Origin of the sequence: Coprococcus sp. AM100_B19A (assembly GCF_027662015.1) — a bacterium.
GTDB lineage: Bacteria > Bacillota > Clostridia > Lachnospirales > Lachnospiraceae > Allocoprococcus > Allocoprococcus comes.
In genome coordinates this window covers 420,721-447,120 of sequence record NZ_JAQDKN010000001.1, presented here as the reverse complement: position 1 = coordinate 447,120, position 26,400 = coordinate 420,721, and the positions used below count along the sequence as shown (strand labels likewise).

Below are 26,400 nucleotides of genomic sequence, written 5' to 3'. Positions count from 1 at the left end.
TACTGTTGTATTTATAAGAAAAAGGACGCATGAAAAAACTTTCGTTTTTTCACACGCCCCTTTTTTAGTTCTATTTTTCTCCTGCCTTCCATATACATTCTTTAAAGAGAGGTGGACAAGATGAGAAGAGAAAAGAAAGATCAAATTCTGGCGGTGCTTCCGGAGAAAATCCGAGGGATCCTGTTGAATCATGGACTGGATTTTGAGAAGATTCAGGAGATCCGGCTTCGGGAAGAGCAGCCGCTTGCAGTGAAAAAAGAGGGAAAGGAAGAACTTTTTACCCATCGGGTGACAAAAGAAGAACTGCGTGAAACGATGGAATATGTATCCAATTATTCCCTGTATGCCTATGAAAATGAACTGCGCCAGGGGTTTCTGACGATTGAAGGAGGGCATCGGGTCGGAATTTCCGGGAAAATTATTTCGGAAAAGGAACAGATCCGGAATTTTCAGTATATTACATCGATCAATATCCGAATCTGCCATGAGATTACAGGTTGTGCGAATAAGCTGTTTCCTGTGATCCTTGAAAAAGGAAGACTTTGCCATACCATGATCATTTCCCCACCAGGTGGAGGAAAGACTACACTTTTGCGGGATCTGGTGCGGCAGATTTCGGATGGGAACCGCTGGGTGGAAGGAAGAAATGTGGGTGTGGTGGATGAACGTTCAGAGATTGGAGGATGCTATCGTGGCGTGCCACAGAACCAGCTTGGGATGCGGACAGATATTCTGGACAACTGCCCGAAAGCAGAAGGAATGATGATGCTGGTGCGGTCTATGGCGCCGGAGGTGATCGCGGCAGATGAGATCGGGACAGCGAAGGATGTAGAGGCGATCGAGTACGCCATGCACTGTGGGGCAACCATGCTGACGACGGTGCATGGTTCCAGTATGGATGAGATCCGTGAAAAGCCACTGGTCAGCAATCTGGTAAAGGAAAGATGCTTTGCCAGATATGTTGTGGTGAAATCCGGGAAACATGTAGGAGAAATTGAAGGGATTTATAACGAACGGGGAGAAAAACTGTGTATCTGAAAATGGTCGGATGCCTGGGAATTGTGGCGGCGACATCCGGCTATGGATACAGCAGGGGAATGGAATATCAGAGGCAGATCACGGATACCGGAGAGCTGCAAAGAGTGATAAGGCAGCTTGCGGGAGAAATGGAGTATACTTATGCACCACTCGCCCAGGTATGCGCTTCTGTTTCCCGAAGATGCAGTCAGAACTACAGGATCTGGTTGGAACATCTGGCAAAAGAATTGGAGATGCCGTCAAGAAGTCTTGCAATAATCTGGGAGAGGTGCTGCGAAAGTGATCTTGAATGTCTGCTCCTTGGCAGGGAGGAAAGGGTACGTCTGCATGAGCTTGGGAGGCAGCTTGGCAGCCTGGATAAGAAGCAGGAAACGCAGATTTTCTTGCAGTATGCAGAATTTCTGGAAGAAAAAAGAGGCGGTCTTTTAAAAGAAATTCAGGAAAAACGGAGGCTTTGCAATCTGCTGGGTGTTACAGCAGGGCTTTTCCTGACAATTTTGATTCTGTAAATAGGAGCGAAACATGAGTGTAAATCTGATATTTAAAATTGCGGCAGTCGGGATTCTGGTTTCTGTCCTGGGACAGGTGCTGAAACACAGCGGAAGAGAAGAACAGGCATTTCTCACAAGCCTTGCAGGACTGCTCCTGGTTTTATTCTGGATCCTTCCTTATATTTCAGATCTGTTTGACGATATCAGACGGCTCTTTGCTCTGTAAAGGAGGGAAAAGATGAGTATCCTTAAGGCAGCCTGCATCGGGATTGCAGGAACTTTCCTGGCATTACAATTTCAAAATACCAGAAAAGAGTATGGGATCTATCTGGGGATTGCGGTCAGCATTTTCCTTTTTCTCGGAATGAGCCGGAATCTGTCGGTGATCCGGGAAACTTTGGAATTGGTTGGCAGCTTTGTAAAGATCGATGCGGTATATCTGACGGCAATGCTGAAAATCCTGGGTGTGACCTATCTGGCGGAATTTGCGGCAGCAATCTGCAAGGATGCCGGTTATCAGACGATCGCCGGGCAGATCGAGGTCTTTGCAAGGCTCAGTATACTTGCAATAGGAATGCCGATATTAAAAGCACTGCTTCTTGCAATCCGCGAACTTGGACAGTAAAAGGGAAGAAAAATGAAACATTATTTTCAGAAATATGGCATAGCATGCATGATCGGACTTGTAATCTTCGTACTGATACTGCCGGTACAGGTATTTGCGGCAGGGGAAGATTCCTCTTCGGAAAACAGCCGGACAGAAGATAATATGACAGAAACGGATCTGGAAAAAACACAGGAGGAAACAGAGCAGAAAATCTGGGAGCTGACAGAGGTAAAGGATCTGGATACGGCAATCCGAAAACTGTTCCCGGAAGAAAAACTGCATTTTCAGGATCTTGTTGAGTCTGTGATCCGGCAGGATGAGAACCTGTCTGCCGGACAGATCAGAAACTTTGTGACGGATCAGTTTTTCTATGTGCTGAAGGTCAATAAACCGGTGCTTGCATCTATCATTTTTCTGGTGCTGATCGCAGCGGTTTTTTCCAACTTTTCGGAAATGTTTCAGAACTGTCAGATCTCACAGACCGCCTTTTTTCTGGTATACCTGTCTGTGATTACAGTCGGCATACGGAATTTTCAGGCAGCAGCCGTAGAGGTACAGCATGGACTCGAAAATCTGATCGTCTTTATGCGAGTACTCTGTCCTGTCTACTTTGTCTGTATGGCAGTCGCAGTGGGAAGTATTTCTGCGATCGCATTTTATAATCTGGCGCTTTTCCTGATCTTTCTTGTGGAACTTGTGATTTTGAAATGGATCGTTCCGTTGATCCAGATCGCACTTCTGATGGAAATCTTGAACAATCTGACGGAGGAGGAATTTCTTTCTAAGGCAGCGGAACTTTTGCGACTTGTAATCGGATGGAGTCTGAAAAGTCTGCTTGCCCTGGTGACGGGGATCGGGTTTATCGAGCGGATAATCAGTCCGGCGGCAGATCAGGTGAAAAGGAGTGTCTGGACAAAGGGCGTGGGAATGATTCCAGGAATCGGTGATGTAGTCAGCGGGACAAGCGAAGTCGTGCTTGGAAGTGCGGTCCTTTTAAAAAATGGAGTTGGAATTGCAGGGGCACTGCTTGTAACGGGAGTTGTGATGATCCCGGTCATCAATATGGGAATTCTGACGCTTCTTTACAAAGGAACGGCGGCACTTATCCAGCCGGTGTCTGATAAACGGATTGTGGAGGCCATCAGTTTTACCGGGGAAGGTTATCATATGCTGCTAAAGACGGTGCTTGCGACGGCGGTCCTGTTTCTGGTGACACTTGCAGTTGCGGCATCGGCAGCTTCGTAGGAGGGATAAAATGATACAGCTGGTTTACAGGTGGATGCAGAATCTCGCCGTTTATATGCTTCTTGTAACCGCATTTTTGCAGGCACTTCCAGAGAATAGCTACCGGAAATATGTCCGTTTTTTCTGCGGACTTCTTCTGACAGTTCTGCTTGCCCAGCCGGTTCTGGACCTTATGGGGGAAGCCGGACAGGTAACGGAGCTGTATCGGACGGCGGAGTATGAGCAGATGATAAAAGAGATGGAGTATGCGGCGGATTTGCTCGAAAAGGGCGGTGAATGAAGATGTTTGAAATCCGTAAAATAAAAAAAGACAAGTGGCTGATCATATTACTTGTCGGACTACTTCTGGTTGTGATCGCGATGCCTGTTTCCGATATAAAATCAGACCAGACACAGGATGAACAGCAGATGCAGAAGGCGGAAAATGCATCGGAGGATACTTATGCAGATGCACTGGAAACACGGCTGGAAAATGCACTTGCAAAAGTAGAAGGAGTTGGAAATGTAAAGGTGATGATCACTCTGGCTTCTTCCTCGGAAAAGGTAGTGGAAAAGGATCAGGAGATGACAAGTGAGGTGCAGGAAGGGGAGAACGGAGGAAAAAATACCAGTTCTTCAGAGACGGCAGTTTATGCAAACGGAAATGGAGAAGAAACGCCATATGTGAAACAGGAATTAAGTCCCCGGATAGAAGGTGTTCTCGTAATTGCAGATGGCGGAGATAATGCCATCGTGATTGAAAATATCACAGAGGCTGTGCAGGCATTATTCGGAGTAGACACGCATAAGATAAAAGTAATGAAGCATAACTAAAAAAGAATCTTATAGGAGGAAGGCTAGTGAAAAAAGTATTTAAGAAAAATCAGATTGTGATTGCGGTTCTTGCGGTGATGATCGCTGCGGCAGGATATCTGAACTATTCCGGAAAAATTTTCGGCTCAAAAAACAAAACAGCAGAGACGGGAAGTGAGATGGCAAATAAGGAACTTCTGGATATTTCGGATCAGGATACAGGAGGTGACAGCTCCCTCCAGACAGCGGATAACGATCAGGTGGACGGAAATCCGGGAGAGGCGGTGCTGACAAATGGATCGGTCAGTGCGCTTGTAGCACAGGCAAAAGTGAACCGGGAGCAGGTGCGGGCAAAAAACAAAGAAACCCTGCAGGCGATCATTGATAATGCAGATATCGCAGAAGACCAGAAAGCAGATGCAGTTGCGCAGATGGTGGAGATGACACAGCGCGCCGAACAGGAGGTCGCAATTGAGACTCTGCTTGCCAGCAAAGGCTTTCAGGATGCGGTGGTAAGTCTTACCGAAGAATCCGCAGATGTGGTCGTTGATGTGGCGGATCTGTCGGATGCAAAACGGGCACAGATCGAGGATATTGTCACACGCAAAGCAGAGGTAAATGCTGCAAATGTGGTGATCACACCGATCCATGAAAGTACAAATACGAGTGAATCAGGGGATTGATATTATAGCAAAAATACCATATAATAAGAGTTTGAGTGACATTGAGAAAATAGTAGGAGTAGAATAACATGGCAGATTTTACGAATGAGATAAAGAAAAGAAGAACATTTGCGATCATTTCCCATCCGGATGCAGGTAAGACTACCCTGACAGAGAAGTTTCTGTTATATGGTGGGGCAATCAATCAGGCAGGTTCTGTAAAAGGAAAGGCAACAGCGAAACATGCGGTTTCAGACTGGATGGAGATTGAAAAAGAAAGAGGTATTTCGGTAACATCTTCTGTCCTGCAGTTCCAGTATGACGGTTATTGCATCAATATTCTGGATACACCGGGACATCAGGATTTCTCGGAAGATACTTATCGTACTCTTATGGCGGCCGATTCGGCGGTTATGGTGATCGATGGATCAAAAGGTGTGGAGGCACAGACAAGAAAGCTGTTCAAAGTCTGCGTCATGCGTCATATTCCGATTTTTACATTTATCAATAAAATGGACCGTGAAGCGATGGATACCTTTGAATTACTGGATGATATTGAAAAGGAACTGGGGATCGCTACCTGTCCGATCAACTGGCCGATCGGTTCCGGAAAAGAATTCCGCGGCGTATTTGACCGGAACAGCAGAGAGCTGGAAATTTTCTCAGATACCAAGAAAGGAACCTCGATCGGGGAAGTTGAGAAGGTTTCCATCGACAGTGAGGAAGCAAAGAGCATCGTAAGTGAAGCACAGTTCGCACAGCTGGAAGAAGAGATTGAGCTTCTGGACGGAGCGAGTGCGGAATTTGACCAGGAGATGGTCAGCAAAGGAGAACTCTCTCCGGTATTTTTCGGATCAGCTCTGACCAACTTCGGTGTGGAGACCTTTCTTCAGCATTTCCTTAAAATGACGACTTCGCCGCTTCCGAGAATGTCCGACAAAGGATTGATCGATCCGATGAAAGAAGAAGATTTCTCCGCATTTGTGTTTAAGATCCAGGCAAATATGAATAAGGCACACCGGGACAGAATCGCATTTATGCGTATCTGTTCCGGCGAGTTCAAGGCAGGCATGGATGTCTTCCATATCCAGGGAGGCAGGAAAGTCCGTCTGTCACAGCCACAGCAGATGATGGCGAGTGAACGCCACATGATCGATACTGCTTATGGTGGAGACATCATCGGTGTATTTGATCCTGGTATCTTCTCCATTGGGGATACACTGACCAATTCAGCGGAAAAATTTGCATATGAAGGAATTCCGACTTTCGCACCGGAACATTTTGCCAGAGTGCGTCAGGTGGATACGATGAAGAGAAAGCAGTTCATCAAGGGAATCAACGAGATCGCGCAGGAAGGCGCGATCCAGATTTTCCAGGAATTCAACACTGGTATGGAAGAGATCATCGTCGGTGTAGTCGGTGTCCTGCAATTTGATGTATTAAAATACCGTCTGGAAAATGAATATAACGTGGAGATCCGTCTGGAACCACTTCCATACGAACATATCCGCTGGATCGAGAATGAAGAAATCAATATGGACAAGCTGGTCGGCACATCCGATATGAAGAAGATCAAGGACCTGAAAGGCAGACCGCTTCTTCTGTTTGTCAACAGCTGGAGCATCCGTATGGTGCTGGAACGAAACGAAGGACTGAAACTTTCCGAATTCGGACGTTCCTAAAAAACTTTCCAATAAGGATCTTTTATGTTACAATGAACGCATAGCGACGAGCGCAGGGAAGGGAAGAAAGAGATCGGCTGCTCGCAGACGAATCACTTTCAGCCCAGACCTATGTGAGTGCAACGAACATCGAGGAAGCGAAAGGTTCCGAGATGAGCGCGAGGAGCGGAAGAACCGCAGACAGGAGGACTTATAATGAGTAAAGAAGAGAGAAATACCTATAAGATAGAATCAGATGAGAACCTCGGAGAAGTACAGATTGCTGATGAAGTAGTTGCAATTATCGCAGGGCTTGCAGCAATGGAGGTAGAGGGGGTATCTTCCATGGCAGGAAATGCAACCAGAGAACTGATCGCAAAGCTTGGAATGAAGAGCCTTTCCAAAGGAGTAAAGGTAGACGTGCTGGAAGGTATCGTTACCGTATCCCTTGCCCTAAACCTCAAATATGGTAGCAGTATCAAAGATACTACTTTAAAGGTACAGGAAAAAGTAAAGGCAGCAATCGAGAATATGACAGGTCTTACCGTTGCAGACGTAAACATCCGTGTTGCAGGTGTGGACATGCCGGAAGAAGAATAATTGGAGAGAGAACATGCGAAGAAGTAAAGTCAGAGAACATATATTTAAAATGCTCTTCAGCATCGGATTTGATGCGGCTGATGCAGACGAACAGATCGAACTGTATCTGGAACAGGTAGAAGAAGCAAGTGAGGAAGAACGCGGATATATGCGCAAAAAGGTCAAAGATATCGCAGCACATGAAGAAGAAATCGATGCGATGATCAATGAACATACAACCGGTTGGAAAACCGGACGTATGAATAAAGTGGATCTTTCTGTTCTTCGTCTTGCCGTATATGAGATGAAGTGGGATGACGAAGTGCCGGTCAAAGTAGCGATCAATGAAGCAGTTGAGCTGGCAAAGAATTTTTCAGGAGATGAGGGACCGGCATTTGTCAACGGTGTACTCGGAAAACTTGCATAAGAATCAGAAATCATGCGAAATGTATATACTGTAAAACAGGTCAATGCGTACATTAAGAATATGTTTACGCAAGACTTTATGTTGAATCGAATTTATATCAAAGGGGAAGTGTCAAACTGTAAGTACCATACTTCAGGACATCTGTACTTTTCACTGAAAGATGAGTCCGGAACGATTGCCTGTGTTATGTTTGCCGGGCAGCGCAGCGGGCTTTCTTTTCGTATGCAGGAAGGGCAGCAGGTAATCGTGCTTGGAAGCGTCAGCGTCTATGAAAGAGATGGCAGATATCAGGTTTATGCAAAGGAGATCGTACTGGATGGCGCGGGACTTCTTTATGAAAAATTTGTAAAGCTCAAAAAAGAGCTGGAAGAAATGGGAATGTTTGCGCCGGAATATAAAAAGCCGATTCCGAAATATGTGCGGACAGTTGGTGTTGTAACGGCACCAACCGGAGCGGCAGTGCGCGATATTATCAACATTACCAGGCGGAGAAATCCATATGTGCAGATCCTTCTGTATCCGGCACTGGTACAGGGGGATGGCGCGTCTGAAAGTGTGGTACGGGGAATCCGTGCACTGGAGGAAGCAAAGGTTGATGTGATGATCGTTGGCAGAGGCGGGGGGTCTATTGAAGATCTGTGGGCATTTAACGAGGAAAATGTAGCGCGCGCAGTTTTTGAATGCAGTGTACCGGTTATTTCGGCAGTAGGACATGAGACGGACACGACGATCATAGATTATGTAGCGGATCTTCGTGCACCGACGCCTTCTGCTGCGGCAGAGCTTGCAATCTGTAATTACCGGGAACTTCTGGAAACGATCCGGACAGAACGGGAAAGGATGCACCGAAGTATGAGGAGAAAGTTGGAGGTCGCATCACTTCATACAGCGCGGTATGCAGAAAAATTCCGTTACTTAAGTCCGTCAGGGAAACTTAAGTCCATGCGCCAGCAGCTTGCAGACTATGAGGAGCAGATCCCAAAAGCCATGCATCAGCGGTTGGAACAGGAACAGGAGAGGACTCGGAAAGTGCAGGAGATGCTGCCGCTTCTGATGGAGCGGAATCTGCGGGAAAGCCGTCAGCAGCTTGCAATCCGGATCGAACGGATGAAGGGACTTTCTCCGCTTGCCAAGCTGAACCAGGGCTTTTCCTATGTACAAGGATCGGAAGGGACCGTAAAGAAAGTAGCGGATGTAAAAAAAGGAGACTGGCTTCGGATTTATGTGACAGACGGGCAGATCGAGGCACAGGTAACAGATACCAAGAAGGAGTAGGAAAATGGCAGATAAGAAAAACGAGATTGCAGAAGAAATGCCGGAAGAATCTCTGGAAGAGCTTTTTGCAAAGCTGGATCAGGTGGCAAAAGAGCTGGAATCGGGAGATACTTCGCTGGAAGAGTCCTTCGGACTGTATCAGAAGGGCATGGAAATGCTGAAGCTTTGTAATGAGAAGATTGATACAGTAGAGAAAAAAGTGCAGGTGCTGGAAGAGAATGGAGAAATACATGACTTTTAAAGAAGAAATGAAAGAAAGAACAGAAGTGATTGAAAAGCTTCTTGTAAAATATCTGCCGAAAGCAGAAGGTTACCAGAGCCAGATCATGGAGGCGATGGAGTACAGTGTGATGGCAGGCGGAAAGAGACTCCGCCCAATGCTGATGCAGGAGACATACCGCCTTTTCGGAGGAGAAGGAAAAGAAATCGAGCCGTTTATGGCAGCAATGGAGATGATCCATACTTATTCCCTGGTGCACGATGATCTGCCGGCAATGGACAATGACGAGTACCGTAGAGGAAGAAAGACAACGCATATCGTATACGGGGAAGCAATGGGAATTCTTGCCGGGGATGCACTTCTGAACTATGCGTTTGAGACGGCGGTAAAGGCATTTGAAATCGCACCTGAAAAGAGTCTTCTGATTGGAAAAGCTTTAAAAATCCTTGCAGAAAAAGCCGGTATTTACGGGATGATAGGCGGTCAGGTCGTGGATGTGGCTTCCTGCGGTGTGGGACTTGATGAAGGCATGCTGAACTTTATCTATGAACTGAAAACCGGAGCGCTGATTGAAAGTTCGATGATGATCGGGGCACTTCTTGCAGGTGCAGAGGATGCAGAGCTTGAGAAAGTGCAGAAGATCGCATCGGATGTGGGGATTGCTTTCCAGATCCAGGATGACATCCTGGATGTGACAAGTACTACAGAAGAGCTTGGCAAACCGGTCCACAGCGATGAAAAGAATGAAAAAACAACCTATGTTACATTAAAAGGTCTGGAAAAAGCAACCAGAGATGTGGAAGTTATTTCACAGGAAGCACTGGAGCTGCTTTCCGGGCTGGACAGAGAAAATACGTATCTGACACAGCTGATACAGGAACTGATACACAGGAAAAAATAAGCGGGGTGGATGAAGTGTATCTGGAGCAGATTCACGAAGCGAATGATATTAAAAAATTAAATGAACGGGAACTGGCAGGGCTTGCAGAAGAAATCCGTACCTTTCTTGTTGAGAAGATCAGCAAGACAGGAGGGCATCTTGCGTCCAATCTGGGTGTGGTAGAGCTTACCATGGCAATGCATCTCAGTTTTCAGCTTCCGGAGGATAAGATGATCTGGGATGTAGGGCATCAGTCTTATACGCATAAGATTCTGACCGGAAGGAAAGAAGGATTTGATGGTTTGAGAAAATACGGCGGTATGAGTGGTTTCCCGAAGAGGAAAGAAAGTGACTGTGATGCCTTTGATACCGGTCATAGCTCCACTTCGATTTCGGCCGGACTTGGATATGCCAGAGGGAGGGATATCCTGGGACAGGATTATTCCGTGATCTCTGTTATCGGTGATGGATCACTGACCGGAGGAATGGCTTATGAAGCACTGAATAATGCTGCGGAGATGAAGACGAATTTCATCATCGTACTCAACGATAACCATATGTCTATTTCCAAAAATGTCGGTGGAATGTCCAGTTATCTCGGGGAGCTGCGCACTGCCCAGGCCTATACCAATCTGAAGGATACCGTGGAAAATGTACTTGGCAGTATTCCGTTTGGCGGTGAAAAGATGGTGCGGCATATTAAGCGCACCAAAAGCAGCATCAAGCAGCTTTTGGTTCCGGGAATGTTCTTTGAAGATATGGGAATCAAGTATTTAGGACCGGTGGACGGGCATGACCTGAAGGCGCTGCGCCGTGCGTTTACCGAGGCAAAAAGGGTAAAAGGACCGGTGCTTGTCCATGTACTGACGAAAAAGGGGAAAGGGTATCTCCCGGCAGAAGAAAACCCTTCCCGTTTCCATGGAACAGGTCCGTTTGATATCCAGACAGGAGAGCCGATTTCCAAAAGTGGAAAGGATTCCTGTACAGATGTGTTTTCCAAGGTTATGCTGGATCTGGCAAAAAAAGATGACAGACTGGTAGCAATCACGGCGGCAATGGAAGACGGTACCGGTCTGGCAGCATTTCACAGATACTATCCGGACCGCTTTTTTGATGTGGGGATCGCAGAGGGACATGGCGTGACCTTTGCGGCAGGACTTGCTGCGGCAGGACTGCATCCGGTATTTGCTGTATATTCTTCGTTTTTACAGAGAGGATTTGACCAGATGATCCATGATGTCTGTCTGCAGAAGCTTCCGGTCGTATTTGCTGTGGACAGGGCAGGACTTGTGGGAAGCGACGGGGAGACCCATCAGGGGATCTTTGATCTTTCTTATCTGTCAATGATTCCGAATATGACCGTCCTTTCTCCGAAAAATAAATGGGAACTGGCGGACATGGTGCGGTTTGCGGTGAGACTTGGAGCACCGGCAGCAGTGCGCTATCCAAGAGGCAGCGCATTTGACGGATTCCGTGAATACAGAGCACCGATTGAGTATGGAAAGAGTGAGCCGGTCTATGAAGAAGAGGATATTGCGATCATCAGTGTCGGACATATGTTTGAGCAGGCAGTTCAGGTTCGGAAGCGTTTGAAAGAGATTGGATATAACTGTACCCTGATCAATGCCCGGTTTGTAAAGCCGGTGGATGAGGAGATGCTCCGGAAACTGACGGTGGAACACCGGCTGATCGTGACACTGGAAGAGAATATCCGCAGAGGCGGATTCGGAGAATTTGTGACTGCTTATCTGGCAGGTCTTGAGACAGACACAGAGGTTCTGAATCTGGCACTGCCGGATGACTATATCGAACACGGAAGTGTAGACCTACTTCGCAGTGAGGTGATGCTGGATATTGAATCCTGCGTGGACAGGATTATCACTGCATATATAGCAGAAGAGAGCAGGAGGGATAGATAGAGAATGAAAGAACGGTTGGATGTATTACTTGTAAAGAGAAATCTGGCATCCTCCAGAGAAAAGGCAAAAGCGATCATCATGTCCGGCAATGTATTCGTGGACGGGCAGAGAGAGGATAAAGCGGGAACTTCCTTTTCGGAAGAGGTTCAGATCGAAGTCCGTGGACATGCACTTCCGTATGTCAGCCGCGGAGGACTTAAGCTGGAAAAGGCGATGAAGAATTTTGATGTATCCATGGAAGGAAAGGTATGTACCGATGTGGGATCTTCGACAGGAGGATTTACAGACTGCATGCTGCAAAATGGAGCAGTCAAGGTGTTTGCCATCGATGTGGGACATGGTCAGCTGGACTGGAAATTACGTCAGGATGAAAGAGTGGTCTGCATGGAAAAGACCAACATCCGTTATGTACAGCCGGAAGATCTGGGAGAACCGATTGATTTTTCATCGATTGATGTTTCTTTTATTTCGCTGACGAAGGTACTTCTCCCAATCCGCAATTACCTGAAAGAGAACGGAGAGATCGTTGCGTTGATCAAGCCACAGTTTGAAGCCGGACGTGAGAAGGTTGGGAAAAAAGGTGTGGTAAGGGAAAAGAGTACCCATATCGAGGTCATCGAAAAAGTAACCGATTATGCAGTATCGATCGGCTTTGAAGTAGCAGCACTTGAATTTTCACCGATCAAAGGACCGGAAGGGAATATCGAGTATCTGGTACATCTGAAAAAAAGGTCGGAGGAAGAGGCAAGGATTGTGGAGAGCGTAGACATTCGGGGGACTGTCGATGCTGCTTTTGACACACTTGCAAAAAAGGATCCGGCTGAGGAGAAGAAATAAAAAGACATGGAAAAGTTTTACATTATCACGAATGATATGAAGGATGCAAATCGGAAGATCACCGTGAAAATCAAAAAATGCATTGAATCCTACGGGAAGAAATGTTATCTGGAAGAGCAGCCGGAAGAAGGAAATTTTTCAAAGATCAAGATTCCAAAGGATATTGATTGTGTGTTGACGGTAGGCGGAGACGGAACCTTTATCCAGGCATCCAGACGTCTGTTCGGGCGGGATCTTCCGATGCTTGGAATCAATATGGGCACCCTTGGCTATCTGACCGAGGTAGAGGTGCAGAATGTAGAAGAGGCTGTAAAACAGCTCGTAGAGGGCAATTATACGATTGAAGAGAGAATGATGCTGTATGGATCCGCTGCATACCGCAATGTAAGGGATGTGGCACTCAATGATATTGTCATGACAAGATCCGGCAGCATGAAGATTGTTCATTTTAATCTCTATGTTAACGGAGAGTTTCTGAACTCCTATGATGCGGACGGATTGATCGTGTCCACACCAACGGGTTCTACTGCGTACAATCTGTCTGCAGGAGGACCGATCGTGGAGCCGACAGCGTCATTGATCGTTGTGACACCGATCTGCTCGCATGCACTCAATTCCCGCAGTATCGTTTTCGCGGACAAAGATGAGATCGTGATCGAGATTGGTGCAAAACGGGAAAATCAGATCGAGGAAGCAGTGATTGCATATGATGGTGCGGATGAAGTCACGCTTCATACCGGTGACCGGATCCGGATCAAAAAGGCATGGGAGACAGCGAAAATCGTAAAACTCAGCAAAGTGAGCTTTCTGGAAACATTACGTGAAAAGATGAAAGGAAACTAGAAGATGAAAGTAAACCGACATGCCAAAATTGTAGAATTGATCAACAAATATCAGATTGAGACACAGGATGAGCTTGCCGAGTATCTGAATGAAGCGGGATTTAAAGTGACGCAGGCAACGGTATCCAGAGACATCCGCGACTTAAAGCTCACCAAGGTTCCGGCAGAAAACGGCAGGCAGAAATATGCGGTACTCCAGAGTGCACAGAACGGAATGACTGAAAAATATGTGCGCATTTTGCGGGATGGATTCAGCTCTATGGATATGGCTCAGAACATTCTGGTACTGAAAACGGTATCCGGTATGGCGATGGCAGTGGCTGCGGCACTGGATGCGATGAACTGGAATGAGATCGTTGGCTGTATTGCCGGGGATGATACGATCATGTGCGCTGTGCGGACCGTAGATGATACGATTCTACTGATGGAAAAGATCAAGAAACTACTGGAACAATAGACAGGAGAAAGAATGTTACAAAATTTGCATGTAAAAAATCTGGCGCTAATCGATGAGGCGGAAGTGGATTTCTCTGGTGGACTCAATATCCTGACCGGGGAAACCGGTGCCGGAAAATCAATTATCCTGGGGAGTGTCAGTCTTGCCCTGGGCGGAAGATATTCAGCAGATATGCTTCGTAAGGGAGCCGATAAGGGACTTGTAGAACTGACCTTTTATGTGGAAAATCCGGAAACGGTACGGAAGCTGGAAGAGATGGATCTTTCGCCGGACGGAGGGCAGATCATTATCACCAGACGGTTTAACGGAAACCGAAGTGTGAGCCGGATCAATGGAGAGACTGTGACACTGGGGCGGCTAAAGGAAGCAGCCCAGGTTCTGATCGATATTCACGGACAGCATGAGCATCAGTCACTGTTATATAAAAAAAATCATCTGGCAATTCTGGATGCATTTGCAAAAGAAGCCGGAGAATGGAAGAAAAAAGTGGCGGATTCATACAAGGAATACCGCCGGCTGGAAAAAGAACTTAAGGAAGCCGATAAAGACGAGGCTGAGAGAACCAAAGAGATTTCTTTTCTTGAATTTGAGATTGATGAGATTGAAAATGCAGGAATCACTGCGGCAGAATGCCAGTCGGTAGAAGAAGATTACCGGCGGATGATGCAGGGGAAAAGAATCGCAGAGAATCTGGAAGAGGCGTATCTGTATACAGCAGGAGAAGGCGGTATAAGTGCGGCAGAAGCGATCGGACGGGCAGTGCGTGCGGCGGCTGTGGCGGCAGAACATGATGACAAATCGGGAGAACTGTATGAACAGCTGGTCGAAGTGGAGAATCTGATCGGGGATTCCGGGCGCGAGCTTCGCTGTTATCTGGACAGTCTTTCCTTTGAACCGGAACAGTTCTATGAGACGGAGAGCCGGCTGAACCAGATCAATCATCTGAAGGTCAAATACGGAGATTCGGCAGAGGCAATCCTGCAGCATAAGGCGGATGACGAGGAGCGCCTCCTGATTTTAAAAAATTATGATGAATATTTAAATGAATTAAAGGGAAAACTGAAAAAATCAGAGGAACGTCTGCAAAAAGAATGCGAGGGTCTGTCGGAGATCCGTAAAAAAGAGGCAAAGCTTTTGCAGGCAAAGATCGCAGAAGGACTTCAGGATCTGAATTTCCTGGATGTCTGCTTTGAAATTCGGTTTTCAAAAACCTCCGGGTACACAGTAGAAGGAACGGATGAGGTGGAATTTATGATCTCCATGAATCCGGGTGAACCGACAAGACCGCTTGCAACTGTGGCATCCGGCGGTGAACTTTCCCGCATCATGCTTGCAATCAAGGCAGTCATGGCGGATAAAGATGAGATCGAGACACTGATCTTTGATGAGATTGATGTGGGGATCAGCGGTCGTACCGCACAGAAGGTTTCCGAGAAGATGTGCCTGATCGGCAGGAAACATCAGGTGATCTGCATTACGCATCTGGCACAGATCGCTGCAATGGCAGATACTCATTACCTGATTGAAAAACGGGTGGAAGATCAGATGACAAAGACCAAGATCCGGCAGCTTGACGGGGAAGAATCTGTGCAGGAGCTGGGAAGGATCCTTGGAGGCGCAAAGATTACGGATGCGGTGCTGGAAAACGCACGGGAGATGAAAATTCTGGCATCCGGTTTGAAAAAATAAGATTGAGCACATACTAGAGGCAGGAGAAAAAATCCTGCCTTATTTTTTGCGGAATTTTAGGGAGGAAAAAGGGGTGTGTAATGTCGGTTAGAAGTTATCGGAAAATGTTAAGTGTGTTATTAGCGGTAATCGTGGTTATAGGAGGCGGCTATTGCTACAGGGAATGGCGGGCTGAGAAAGCGGAGAGGGAGGCTTCGGTCAGTGAACTTTCGGGAAACCTTCTGATTCCGGGAGGGATGCCGGTTGGGATCTATATGGAGACGGATGGCGTGATGGTGCTGGGGACGCAGGAAATTAAGGGAAAAGATGGGATCGGTGTGAATCCGGCGAAGCATCTGGTGAAGGAGGGAGATTATATTGTCGGAGTTGATTCTGACAGTATTTATAATAAATCTGAGCTTATCGAACGGGTTAAAAAATTATCGAATAAGTCCGTTATCTTACACATTCGTCGAAAAAAAGTGTATATTGATGTACAACTTCATCCGACAAAAGATGAAGGCGGGGCATATAAACTTGGAATCTGGGTGCGTGATAACGCGCAGGGACTCGGCACAATCACTTTTCTGAATGCGGATAGTGAATACGGTGCGTTGGGACATGGAATACATGATGTAGATACCGGCAAACTGATCGAAATGTCAACGGGAAGATTATATGATACCAGCATTCAGAATATTAAAAAAGGTGAGAACGGAAATCCCGGAGGGATGGAAGGGATCATTGTCTACAATCATTACAATATTTTAGGTTCGATTACTACAAACACAGAGACAGGGATTTATGGGAAATTAGACAGGATTGAGAGAATATTTGACAGCAAAGAAGCTTATCCGGCTGTGGCAAAGGAAGAAATTCAGGTTGGAAAGGCGTATATCCGCTGTGCAGTAAGCGGAAAGACAGAAGATTATACAGTCAGAATCACAAAAGTTGACCTGGATGCCAGGGAGGTGAACAAGGGGATTGAAATTCAGGTTACTGACAAACGGTTACTTAAACTGACCGGTGGGATTGTGCAGGGAATGAGTGGAAGCCCCATCATGCAGAATGGAAAGATTATAGGTGCAGTGACACATGTTTTCGTACAGGATGCGACAAAAGGATACGGAATATTTATCGAAAATATGCTGGAAAATCTGAAAAAAGATTGAAATATGCGAACCTTGTCAGATTTCTGCGACACCATTTGCTTGTATTCGCAGAATACAGAAGGTTATAATAGGTTACATTCCAGTGCAAATTGTCACTTTAAGGAGGGGAAAGGCTTTATGGAAAAACTGAATGTAGCGATTGCTGACGATAACGAAAGAATGTTGAATTTACTAGGAGAAATTGTAGAAAGTGATAAAGATCTCAAACTGGTGGGAAAAGCCAGGAACGGAGAAGATATTTATCACATTATAAGAGATAAACAGCCTGACGTTGTACTTCTTGACCTGATCATGCCGAAAATGGATGGAATCAGTGTGATGGAAATGATAGGCGCAGATAAAACAGTAAAGAAACAGCCGAATTTTATTATTGTAACTGCGATTGGACAGGAGAGGATCACGGAAGATGCCTTCGAAAAAGGAGCAGCCTTCTACATCCTGAAACCATTTCGCAATGAAACAATCCTTCAGCGGATCAAAAGCTCCGGACATGCGGAAAAGAGTGTAGCGCCTTACACAGATTATACCGTATATGCGGAACCTTCTGAGGAGGACCTGGAAACACAGGTGACAGAACTGCTCCATGAAATCGGAATCCCGGCACATATAAAAGGGTATCATTATCTGAGGGATTCCATTCTGATGGCGGTTGACGATATGGAAGTTTTAAATGCGATCACAAAGATCCTGTATCCGACAGTCGCGAAAAAGAACCAGACCACATCGAGCCGTGTTGAACGGGCGATCCGCCATGCGATCGAGGTTGCATGGAGCAGGGGAAAGCTGGATACCTTAGAAGCTCTTTTCGGTTATACAGTAAGTAACGGGAAAGGAAAACCGACCAATTCTGAATTTATTGCTCTGGTCGCAGACACGATCAGACTGAAATCAAAGCGCAGATAATTCTTTTCAAACGAATGAAATTGAGGTATAATTATAAATAAGCCGCGAGAGTAAGGAGGGTGTTAAATGAAAAAAGTATTATTTGTGTCATCTGAAGCAGTTCCGTTTATCAAAACAGGAGGATTAGCCGATGTAGTGGGATCACTACCAAAATATTTTGATAAGAACAAATACGATGTACGTGTTATGCTTCCAAAGTATATGTGCATGAAAGACGAATGGAAAGATAAACTTTCTTATAGACTTCATTTCTATATGGATCTGAACTGGAGACAGCAGTATGTAGGGCTTCTTGAACTTCAGTACGAAGGAATCACTTTTTATTTCATAGACAATGAATATTATTTTAATGGTTCGAAGCCATATGGTGATATTGCATACGATATTGAGAAGTTTGCATTTTTTTCAAAAGCAGCCTTAAGTGCACTGCCACTTCTGGATTTCAGACCGGATATCATTCACTGTCATGACTGGCAGACCGGGCTTGTTCCGATTTATCTGGATAATTTCCGCTATAACAATGAGTTTTTCCGTGGAATCAAGACTGTGATCACCATACATAACCTCAAATTCCAGGGTATCTGGGATAAGAAGACGGTTATGGATATCACCGGACTTCCGGCATACTATTTCTCACCGGATAAGCTGGAAGCATATGACGATGCCAACTATCTGAAAGGCGGAATTGTCTACGCTGACCGTGTGACAACGGTAAGCAGCAGTTACGCGGAAGAGATCAAGACACCGTTTTACGGGGAGAAGCTGGAAGGACTGATGCAGGCAAGATCAAACTGCCTGTCAGGAATTGTCAATGGTATTGATTACGATGATTTTAATCCGGCAACAGATACCAACATTGCAAGAACTTATTCTGTCGAAAACTTCCGCAAGGAGAAAGTGAAAAATAAAATGGCGCTGCAGGAAGAACTCGGACTGGAGAGAGATCCGCACCGTATGATGATCGGTATCGTATCCAGACTGACCGACCAGAAGGGCTTTGACCTGATTGACTGTGTGATGGATGAACTTTGCCAGGATGCGGTTCAGATCGTCGTACTCGGTACCGGAGATGAGAGATACGAGAACATGTTCCGTCATTTCGCATGGAAGTATCCGGATAAGGTATCTGCACAGATCTATTATTCAGAGCCGATGTCTCACAAGATCTATGCATCCTGTGATGCATTCCTGATGCCGTCATTATTTGAACCATGTGGACTGAGCCAGCTGATGAGTCTGAGATATGGTACGGTGCCGATCGTAAGAGAGACAGGCGGACTCAAAGATACTGTAGAAGCTTACAACGAATACGAGAAGACCGGAACCGGATTCAGCTTCACCAATTACAATGCGCATGAGATGCTTGCAACTGTAAGATATGCAGAACAGATTTACTATGACAAGAAGCGTGACTGGAACAAGATCGTAGAGCGTGGTATGGAAAAAGACTTCTCATGGAAGAATTCAGCCAAGCTTTACGAAGAACTTTACGAAAATATGTAAAATGCATTCTGGTAATTTACCGGAAAATATGGTATCATGAAATGAAAAAATTTACAGAGGAGAAACATTCGTTATGAGGATTATAGACAAAATTAAAGCAGACGGAGTACATATTTCCTTTGAAGTGTTTCCACCGAAGACGGATGCGGGCTTTGAATCCGTGTTAAAAGCAACGGATGGGATCGCAGAACTTACCCCGTCATTTATCAGTGTTACCTATGGAGCCGGTGGTGGAACCAGTAAGAATACGGTTAAGATTGCAAGTCATATCAAGAATGACCTGAAGATTCCGGCACTTGCACATCTGACCTGTGTGTCCTCAACCAAGGAAGAGGTACATAAGGTTATCGGACAGCTTCAGAAAGAAGGGATTGAGAATATCCTTGCACTCAGAGGAGATATCCCGCAGGATGGACAGTTTCCGCTTCCGGGACAGTATTCTCATGCCTGTGAACTGATCGAAGACATCAAAAAAATGGGAGACTTCTGCATCGGAGCTGCATGCTATCCGGAAGGACATGTAGAGATGGAACACAAGAAAGATGATATCCGTTATCTCAAAGAAAAGGTAGATTGTGGAGTGGATTTTATTACCACACAGATGTTTTTCAATAATGATATTTTCTATAATTTCCTGTATCGTATCCGTGAACAGGGAATCATGATACCGGTGCTTCCGGGAATCATGCCGATCACAACGAAAAAGCAGCTCGCAAGAAGCTGCGCCCTTTCAGGAACTGCTGTTCCGCAGAGATTCCGTGCGATCGTAGATTATTTTGGAGATGATCCGGCAGCGATGAAGCAGGCGGGAATTGCATATGCGACCGACCAGATCATTGACCTGATCGCAAATGGAGTTCGCAATATCCACGTATATTCGATGAATAAACCGGAAGTAGCTGCTGCAATCATGCAGAACCTTTCAGAAATCGTAAAATAAAGGAACATAAGAAAGATGACAGATGCCAGAACGAAAGAAGCAATTCGTTATCTGGGATATGGAAGACATGCGGTAGATGAACAGACGCTTGCGCTGATCGATGTTTCCTTCGGGGAACTCGATCAGACTACGCAGGCAAAATCCGTCTATCGCATTTTTGACTGTAAAGTTACAGGAGAAGACCAGGTGACGATCGGAAAAATGAATATTAAAAGCAGAAGTCTCGGAAAGAATCTCAGAGGTTGCAAAGAGGCAGTTGTATTTGGCGCAACACTCGGTACCAGTGTCGATATACTGATGAAACGTTATTCACTGACAGATATGGCGAAATCTGTCGTATTGCAGGCATGCGCAGCTGCATATCTGGAGGAGTACTGTGACGATCTGCAGCTTTCGATCGGAGAAGAGTTAAAAGCACAGAATAAATGGCTCAGACCGAGATTCAGTCCGGGGTACGGTGATTTTGATATCCATCATCAGGACGATATCTTACGGATGCTGGATACGGCAAAGAAGATCGGACTTACCATGACAGACAGCTATATGCTCACACCGACAAAATCGGTGACTGCAATCATTGGGATCAGTGATACGCAGGAAAAATGCCACATCAAAGGCTGCGAAGTGTGTGAGAAGAAGGACTGCATTTACAGAAGAAATTAAGGAGCGTAGGGTATGAATATCAGAGAACGTTTGGGAAAAGAACTTTTATTTTTAGATGGAGGAATGGGAACTCTTCTGCAGGCAGAAGGACTTGCACCGGGAGAGCTTCCGGAGACCTGGAACATCGAACATCCGGAAAAGGTGGAAGCGATTCACCGCAGATATTATGAAGCAGGAAGTGATGTGGTTCTTGCAAATACCTTTGGCGCTAATGTCTGCAAATTTCATGATGACAGATATACGGTTGAAGAAGTGATCCGTGCAGGGATTGCAAATGCAAAAAGAGCAGGGGAGCAGATTGGAAAAGAGACTTATGTGGCACTGGATATGGGACCGACCGGAAAGCTATTAAAACCAATGGGAGATCTGGATTTTGATGATGCTTATGAAGCATTTGCAGAAGCCGTCCGCTATGGAGAAAAGTACGGTGCAGACCTGATCCATATCGAGACCATGAGTGACACCTATGAAGTAAAGGCAGCCATTCTTGCAGCAAAAGAAAATTCTTCTCTTCCGGTATTTGTAACCATGATCTTTGATGAAAGAGGAAAGCTTCTGACAGGTGGGGATGTCCCTTCTGTTGTGGCAATGCTGGAAGGACTCCGCGTAGATGCACTGGGGCTGAACTGTGGACTTGGGCCGAAACAGATGCTTCCAATCCTGAACGATTTAAGAAGATATACCTCCCTTCCGATCATTGTGAAGCCAAATGCCGGACTTCCTAAGCAGAAGAACGGGGAAACGTATTACGATGTAGAGCCGGATGAGTTTGCCCGGATCATGCAGGAGGTTGTAAAAGGAGGAGCCTGTGTGATCGGCGGATGCTGCGGAACGACACCGGAGCATATTAAAAAGCTGGTAGAAGAATGCAAAGATCTTCCGCTGCGTGAGATCGAGAAAAAGCATGATACGATCGTATCTTCTTATGGACAGGCTGTGATCCTGGATGATATGCCGCGTATCATCGGAGAAAGAATCAACCCGACCGGAAAGAAAAAATTCAAAGAAGCATTGAAAAATGAAGATATGGACTACATCCTGAAAGAAGCGATCACGCAGCAGGATAAGGGCGCGCACATTCTGGATGTCAATGTAGGACTTCCGGATATTGACGAAGTTGCCATGATGGAAAAAGTTGTAAAAGAACTGCAGAGCGTGACCAGTCTTCCACTTCAGATTGACACAGTAGATGGAAAGGCTATGGAACGTGCAATGCGCATCTACAATGGAAAGCCGATGATCAACTCTGTAAACGGAAAGCAGGTTTCTATGGACGAAGTATTCCCTCTGATCCGGAAATACGGCGGTGTGGTTGTCGGACTGACCATTGATGAAGAGGGGATTCCGAAGGACGCAGAAGGCCGTGTGCGTGTTGCGGGTAAAATCATCAACGAAGCAGCCAAATACGGAATCGACAAGAAAGATATTGTGATCGACGTGCTGACCATGACCATCAGTTCGGAAAAAGACGGGGCAAAGGTTACTCTGGAAGCACTGAAGAGAGTACGGGAAGAATTCGGGGTCAGAACCGTTCTTGGAGTATCGAATATTTCTTTTGGACTTCCAAGGCGCCCGATCGTCAACAGCTATTTCTATGCGATGGCAATGCAGAACGGACTGACGGCAGGAATCATCAATCCATCCTCAGAAGATATGATGAAAGCTTATCGTTCTTATAATGCACTGATGGGCTTTGATGAAAATTGTACGAATTATATCAGTACTTATGCGGGAACCACAGAGACGGTGACAGTCCAGGCATCGCAGGCAGCTGCAGCAGCCGGAAATGCACCAAAAGCTGCAGGCGTTGAGATGACACTCAAATATGCGATCGAGAGAGGGCTGAAAGAAGAGGCACATCATATCACCCGTGACCTGATCGGTACGAGGGAACCGCTGGATATCATCCAGGAGGAACTGATCCCGGCACTCAATGTAGTCGGTGAAGGTTTTGAAAAGGGAACCGTCTTCCTTCCGCAACTTCTGATGAGTGCGGATGCTGCGAAGATTGCCTTTGCAGTTATCAAGGATGTGCTTGCTTCATCCGGACAGGAAGAAGAAAAGAAGGAGAAGATCATCCTTGCTACCGTGAAAGGTGATATCCATGATATCGGAAAGAATATAGTGAAAGTTCTTCTTGAAAATTATGGTTTTGATGTGATCGATCTCGGAAAGGATGTGCCGCCGGAGGCAATCGTAGAAAAAGCAGTTGAGGAGAATGTCACTTTGGTAGGCTTAAGTGCGCTGATGACCACAACTGTAGTCAGCATGGAAGAGACGATCAAACTCTTAAGAGAGAAAAAACCGGACTGCAAAGTCATGGTAGGCGGGGCTGTTCTGAACCAGGATTACGCGGATATGATCGGGGCAGATTTCTATGGAAAAGATGCCATGCAGTCCGTACACTATGCGCAGAAATTTTTTGGCATGGTGGAGTAGGAACTGCAAGGCAGATACAAAAGGTCGAAATTGTATGTGAAAACGCTAAAAAAGTTTGGAAAATTTTTTTGTATATGCTATAATATGCATAAATCAAGGAGAAAAGAAAATGATAGCATGGGAGGCATGACAAGATGGCATTTTTTTCAACACTGATTTCTACGGTATTGAAAATGCTCTTTATCGGAGTGTTTGCAGTCGGAGGGGTTTTTGCAGGCAAGAAGCTTCGCGAAAGAAAAGACGCAAAGAATTCAGAGACTAAGTAGAATGGAAAAAAGAAGGAATCGCAGAAAATGCGGTTCCTTTTTAAATTTCATTATATTGACAAGCCATCAAAATCTCTTTATAATTAGAATTTAGCTGATAGAAGCGAGGAGGATAAAGATGAAAGCTTACGGAGTTAACGAACTTAGACGCATGTTTCTTGACTTTTTTGAGAGCAAAGGTCATTTAAAAATGAAAAGCTTTTCGCTGGTGCCGCACAATGATAACAGCCTTCTGCTGATCAATTCAGGAATGGCACCGCTGAAACCATATTTTACAGGACAGGAGATCCCACCGAGACGCCGTGTGACAACCTGTCAGAAATGTATCCGTACAGGAGATATCGAGAACGTAGGAAAGACTGCACGTCACGGTACTTTCTTTGAAATGCTTGGTAACTTCTCATTCGGTGATTACTTTAAGACAGAAGCAATCCACTGGTCATGGGAATTCCTGACAGAAGTGGTTGGACTGGATCCGGATCGTCTGTACCCGTCCGTATATGAAGACGATGATGAGGCATGGAAGATCTGGAACGAAGAGATTGGTATTGCACCGGAGAGAATTTTCCGTTTTGGAAAAGAAGACAACTTCTGGGAGCATGGATCAGGTCCGTGCGGTCCGTGTTCAGAGATTTACTATGACCGTGGAGAAAAATACGGATGCGGTAAACCGGGATGTACAGTAGGCTGCGAATGTGACCGTTATATGGAGATCTGGAACAACGTATTTTCACAGTTCGACAATGATGGACATGGAAACTACAGCGAACTGAAGCAGAAGAATATTGATACCGGTATGGGACTTGAGAGACTTGCATGTATCGTACAGGATGTAGATTCTATGTTCGATATTGATACTTTAAAAGCACTGCGTGACCAGGTATGTGAGATCGCAGGAGTATCTTATGGAGATAATGAAAGCACAGACGTATCTCTGCGTGTAATCACAGACCATGTGCGTTCTGTATCTTTCATGATCTCTGATGGTATTATGCCGTCTAATGAAGGAAGAGGATATGTTCTTCGCCGTCTTCTCCGCCGTGCATGCCGTCACGGAAGACTTCTGAACGTTGCACCGGGATTCCTTACAGATCTTGCTGCAACTGTGATCGAAGGCTCTAAAGACGGATATCCGGAGCTGGAAGAAAAGAAAGACTTTATCATGAATGTCATCCGCAAGGAAGAAGAGCAGTTTGAGAAGACCATCGACCAGGGGCTTGTCATTCTGAATGAGATGAAAGAAAAGATGGCAGAAGAAGGAACAAAGACTCTGTCCGGAGAAGATGCGTTCAAATTATATGATACCTATGGATTCCCAATCGATCTTACCAAAGAGATCCTGGAAGAAGAAGGTATAGATATTGATGAAGAGGGATTTAAAGCCGCAATGGAAGTTCAGCGTCAGACTGCAAGAAAAGCACGTAAGGCAACGAACTACATGGGAGCAGATGCAACCGTATACGAATCCATCGATCCGTCTGTAACTTCTAAGTTTGTCGGATACGAGCATCTGGAATATGAATCGAAGATTACGGTACTTACCACAGAAGATGAGATCGTAGACGCTCTTTCTGACGGTGAGAGAGGAACCATCTTTGTAGATGAGACTCCGTTCTACGCAACAAGCGGTGGACAGGAAGCCGACCACGGTGTGATCAAATGCGGTGACGGTGAATTTGTTGTGGAAGATGTGAAGAAGATGCTTGGTGGCAAGATCGGTCATATCGGTTATATGGCAAAGGGTATGATGAAGGTTGGAGATCAGGTTACTCTGACCGTTGATTCGCAGAGACGTGTGCTTTGTGCAAGAAACCACAGTGCGACCCATCTGCTTCAGAAAGCACTCCGTACCGTACTTGGTACACATGTAGAACAGTCCGGATCTTATGTAGACGACAAGAGACTTCGTTTCGACTTCTCTCATTTCTCGGCAATGACACCGGAAGAACTGCAGAAAGTAGAAGATATGGTAAATGAAAGCATTTCCAGATCTCTGCCGGTTGTCATTAAGAACATGCCGATCGAAGAAGCAAGAAAGACCGGAGCACAGGCTCTGTTCGGTGAGAAATACGGCGACATTGTCCGTGTTGTAAATATGGGAGATTACTCTATTGAGTTCTGCGGTGGTACACATGTTGCCAATACAAGCGAGATCGGAGCATTCAAGATCCTGTCTGAAAGTGGTGTGGCAGCAGGGGTACGCCGTATCGAAGCACTTACATCCAAAGGACTGATGGATTATTATGGAGAACTGGAACAGTTGCTTCATGAAGCAGCCAAGCTCCTGAAAGCAACTCCGGATACTGTATCTGAGAAGATCGCACACCTTCAGGCTGAGAACAAAGAACTTCACAGTGAAGTAGAAAGCCTGAAGAGCAAGCTTGCAAAAGATGCCATGGGTGATGTGATGGATCAGGTAGAAGAAGTAGCCGGCGTAAAAGTGATTGCTGTCAGCGTAGAAGATATGGACATGAACGGACTGCGTGACCTTGGAGACCAGCTCAAGGAGAAGATCGGAGAAGGCGTGGTCGTGATCGCATCCAGCGCGAACGGCAAGGTAAGCCTGATGGCTACAGCAACAGATGAAGCAATGAAGAAGGGTGCTCACGCAGGCAACCTGATCAAGGCAATCGCTTCCTGTGTAGGTGGCGGCGGCGGTGGACGTCCGAACATGGCACAGGCTGGCGGAAAGAACCCGGCTGGAATCCCGGATGCCCTTGCAAAAGTCAAAGAGGTACTGGCAGAACAGATAAAATAATGCCGGAAAATGACAGATTTATGCATATTTTTCCTATTTTTCAAAAAATTCTTGACTGAGATGAAAAATATGATATAATCTAATGTAGTGCAATAAATATACCCGAACAGTCGTATGATGCACAATACCAGGCTGGAGGGGAGGTTAGGTGTGAGA

Annotated in this window: 27 protein-coding genes; all 27 read left to right on the top strand. The window is 45.8% G+C overall.

The genetic code is table 11. The annotated features are described in order from the left end of the window. The first annotated feature begins 120 nt into the window (after positions 1-120). The 27 genes from spoIIIAA to alaS all read left to right on the top strand — a co-directional run bounded on the left by spoIIIAA (position 121) and on the right by alaS (position 26,244). Positions 121-1,038 (top strand): stage III sporulation protein AA, encoded by a 918-nt coding sequence (gene spoIIIAA, locus PGQ33_RS02220; RefSeq protein WP_270205167.1) that lies wholly within the window; start codon positions 121-123, stop codon positions 1,036-1,038. Then, a complete protein-coding gene (locus PGQ33_RS02215; RefSeq protein ID WP_117823786.1) occupies positions 1,029-1,547 on the top strand; it encodes a stage III sporulation protein AB in 519 nt (172 codons plus the stop codon). The genes spoIIIAA and PGQ33_RS02215 overlap by 10 nt, the downstream gene beginning before the upstream one ends. Positions 1,548-1,560: 13 nt before the next feature. After that, positions 1,561-1,755 carry a stage III sporulation protein AC gene (gene spoIIIAC, locus PGQ33_RS02210; protein WP_008369289.1) on the top strand — a complete coding sequence of 65 codons (195 nt, stop codon included), beginning with the start codon at positions 1,561-1,563 and terminating at the stop codon, positions 1,753-1,755. Positions 1,756-1,767: 12 nt separating this feature from the next. Beyond that, positions 1,768-2,154 (top strand): SpoIIIAC/SpoIIIAD family protein, encoded by a 387-nt coding sequence (locus PGQ33_RS02205; RefSeq protein WP_008369287.1) that lies wholly within the window; start codon positions 1,768-1,770, stop codon positions 2,152-2,154. Positions 2,155-2,166: 12 nt separating this feature from the next. Beyond that, positions 2,167-3,381 (top strand): stage III sporulation protein AE, encoded by a 1,215-nt coding sequence (locus tag PGQ33_RS02200; protein WP_270205166.1) that lies wholly within the window; start codon positions 2,167-2,169, stop codon positions 3,379-3,381. Positions 3,382-3,391: 10 nt separating this feature from the next. Next, positions 3,392-3,661 (top strand): stage III sporulation protein AF, encoded by a 270-nt coding sequence (locus tag PGQ33_RS02195; RefSeq protein WP_055155880.1) that lies wholly within the window; start codon positions 3,392-3,394, stop codon positions 3,659-3,661. Further along, entirely contained in the window at positions 3,658-4,194 is a 537-nt protein-coding gene (locus tag PGQ33_RS02190; protein WP_270205165.1) for a stage III sporulation protein AG, read from the top strand. Before PGQ33_RS02195 ends, PGQ33_RS02190 begins: the two co-directional genes overlap by 4 nt. A 26-nt stretch (positions 4,195-4,220) precedes the next feature. Continuing rightward, positions 4,221-4,856 carry a SpoIIIAH-like family protein gene (locus PGQ33_RS02185; protein ID WP_008369281.1) on the top strand — a complete coding sequence of 212 codons (636 nt, stop codon included), beginning with the start codon at positions 4,221-4,223 and terminating at the stop codon, positions 4,854-4,856. A 68-nt stretch (positions 4,857-4,924) separates the two neighbouring features. Next, complete coding sequence (locus PGQ33_RS02180; RefSeq protein ID WP_195601651.1) at positions 4,925-6,517, top strand: peptide chain release factor 3; 1,593 nt, start codon at positions 4,925-4,927, stop codon at positions 6,515-6,517. Between the two features lie 195 nt (positions 6,518-6,712). After that, positions 6,713-7,096 (top strand): Asp23/Gls24 family envelope stress response protein, encoded by a 384-nt coding sequence (locus PGQ33_RS02175; RefSeq protein WP_008369274.1) that lies wholly within the window; start codon positions 6,713-6,715, stop codon positions 7,094-7,096. Between the two features lie 13 nt (positions 7,097-7,109). Next, positions 7,110-7,502, top strand: coding sequence for a transcription antitermination factor NusB (gene nusB, locus PGQ33_RS02170; protein WP_008369272.1), 393 nt, complete (start codon positions 7,110-7,112; stop codon positions 7,500-7,502). 12 nt (positions 7,503-7,514) lie between these two features. After that, positions 7,515-8,777 (top strand): exodeoxyribonuclease VII large subunit, encoded by a 1,263-nt coding sequence (xseA, locus tag PGQ33_RS02165; protein WP_270205164.1) that lies wholly within the window; start codon positions 7,515-7,517, stop codon positions 8,775-8,777. Positions 8,778-8,781: 4 nt separating this feature from the next. Beyond that, positions 8,782-9,018, top strand: coding sequence for an exodeoxyribonuclease VII small subunit (gene xseB / locus PGQ33_RS02160; protein ID WP_008369268.1), 237 nt, complete (start codon positions 8,782-8,784; stop codon positions 9,016-9,018). Continuing rightward, positions 9,008-9,898 carry a polyprenyl synthetase family protein gene (locus PGQ33_RS02155; protein ID WP_117556523.1) on the top strand — a complete coding sequence of 297 codons (891 nt, stop codon included), beginning with the start codon at positions 9,008-9,010 and terminating at the stop codon, positions 9,896-9,898. Before xseB ends, PGQ33_RS02155 begins: the two co-directional genes overlap by 11 nt. A gap of 14 nt (positions 9,899-9,912) precedes the next feature. After that, positions 9,913-11,796 carry a 1-deoxy-D-xylulose-5-phosphate synthase gene (gene dxs / locus PGQ33_RS02150; RefSeq protein WP_270205178.1) on the top strand — a complete coding sequence of 628 codons (1,884 nt, stop codon included), beginning with the start codon at positions 9,913-9,915 and terminating at the stop codon, positions 11,794-11,796. Between the two features lie 3 nt (positions 11,797-11,799). Next, positions 11,800-12,633 (top strand): TlyA family RNA methyltransferase, encoded by an 834-nt coding sequence (locus PGQ33_RS02145; protein WP_270205163.1) that lies wholly within the window; start codon positions 11,800-11,802, stop codon positions 12,631-12,633. Positions 12,634-12,639: 6 nt separating this feature from the next. Further along, on the top strand, positions 12,640-13,476 hold the full coding sequence (locus PGQ33_RS02140; RefSeq protein WP_055260777.1) for an NAD(+)/NADH kinase: 837 nt from the start codon (positions 12,640-12,642) through the stop codon (positions 13,474-13,476). Between the two features lie 3 nt (positions 13,477-13,479). Next, a complete protein-coding gene (gene argR, locus PGQ33_RS02135) occupies positions 13,480-13,932 on the top strand; it encodes an arginine repressor (protein WP_008369259.1) in 453 nt (150 codons plus the stop codon). 12 nt (positions 13,933-13,944) lie between these two features. Further along, on the top strand, positions 13,945-15,621 hold the full coding sequence (recN, locus tag PGQ33_RS02130) for a DNA repair protein RecN (RefSeq protein WP_270205162.1): 1,677 nt from the start codon (positions 13,945-13,947) through the stop codon (positions 15,619-15,621). Positions 15,622-15,701: 80 nt separating this feature from the next. Next, positions 15,702-16,772: a SpoIVB peptidase gene (gene spoIVB / locus PGQ33_RS02125; protein ID WP_022220248.1), complete on the top strand. Its 1,071-nt coding sequence runs from the start codon at positions 15,702-15,704 to the stop codon at positions 16,770-16,772. A gap of 117 nt (positions 16,773-16,889) precedes the next feature. Beyond that, on the top strand, positions 16,890-17,675 hold the full coding sequence (gene spo0A, locus PGQ33_RS02120; RefSeq protein WP_055247075.1) for a sporulation transcription factor Spo0A: 786 nt from the start codon (positions 16,890-16,892) through the stop codon (positions 17,673-17,675). Positions 17,676-17,741: 66 nt separating this feature from the next. Next, positions 17,742-19,178, top strand: a complete 1,437-nt coding sequence (glgA, locus tag PGQ33_RS02115) for a glycogen synthase GlgA (RefSeq protein WP_270205161.1) — start codon at positions 17,742-17,744, stop codon at positions 19,176-19,178. A gap of 73 nt (positions 19,179-19,251) precedes the next feature. Then, positions 19,252-20,118 (top strand): methylenetetrahydrofolate reductase [NAD(P)H], encoded by an 867-nt coding sequence (metF, locus tag PGQ33_RS02110; protein WP_008369248.1) that lies wholly within the window; start codon positions 19,252-19,254, stop codon positions 20,116-20,118. Between the two features lie 15 nt (positions 20,119-20,133). After that, a complete protein-coding gene (locus PGQ33_RS02105; RefSeq protein WP_055155914.1) occupies positions 20,134-20,781 on the top strand; it encodes a vitamin B12 dependent-methionine synthase activation domain-containing protein in 648 nt (215 codons plus the stop codon). Between the two features lie 12 nt (positions 20,782-20,793). After that, the gene (locus tag PGQ33_RS02100) at positions 20,794-23,220 is read left to right on the top strand and encodes a homocysteine S-methyltransferase family protein (RefSeq protein ID WP_117556535.1); all 2,427 of its coding nucleotides are present in this window, start codon (positions 20,794-20,796) and stop codon (positions 23,218-23,220) included. A 134-nt stretch (positions 23,221-23,354) separates the two neighbouring features. Then, positions 23,355-23,486 (top strand): vanadium nitrogenase, encoded by a 132-nt coding sequence (locus PGQ33_RS02095; RefSeq protein ID WP_195249974.1) that lies wholly within the window; start codon positions 23,355-23,357, stop codon positions 23,484-23,486. A 118-nt stretch (positions 23,487-23,604) separates the two neighbouring features. Then, a complete protein-coding gene (alaS, locus tag PGQ33_RS02090) occupies positions 23,605-26,244 on the top strand; it encodes an alanine--tRNA ligase (protein WP_055247083.1) in 2,640 nt (879 codons plus the stop codon). Positions 26,245-26,400: the final 156 nt, after the last annotated feature.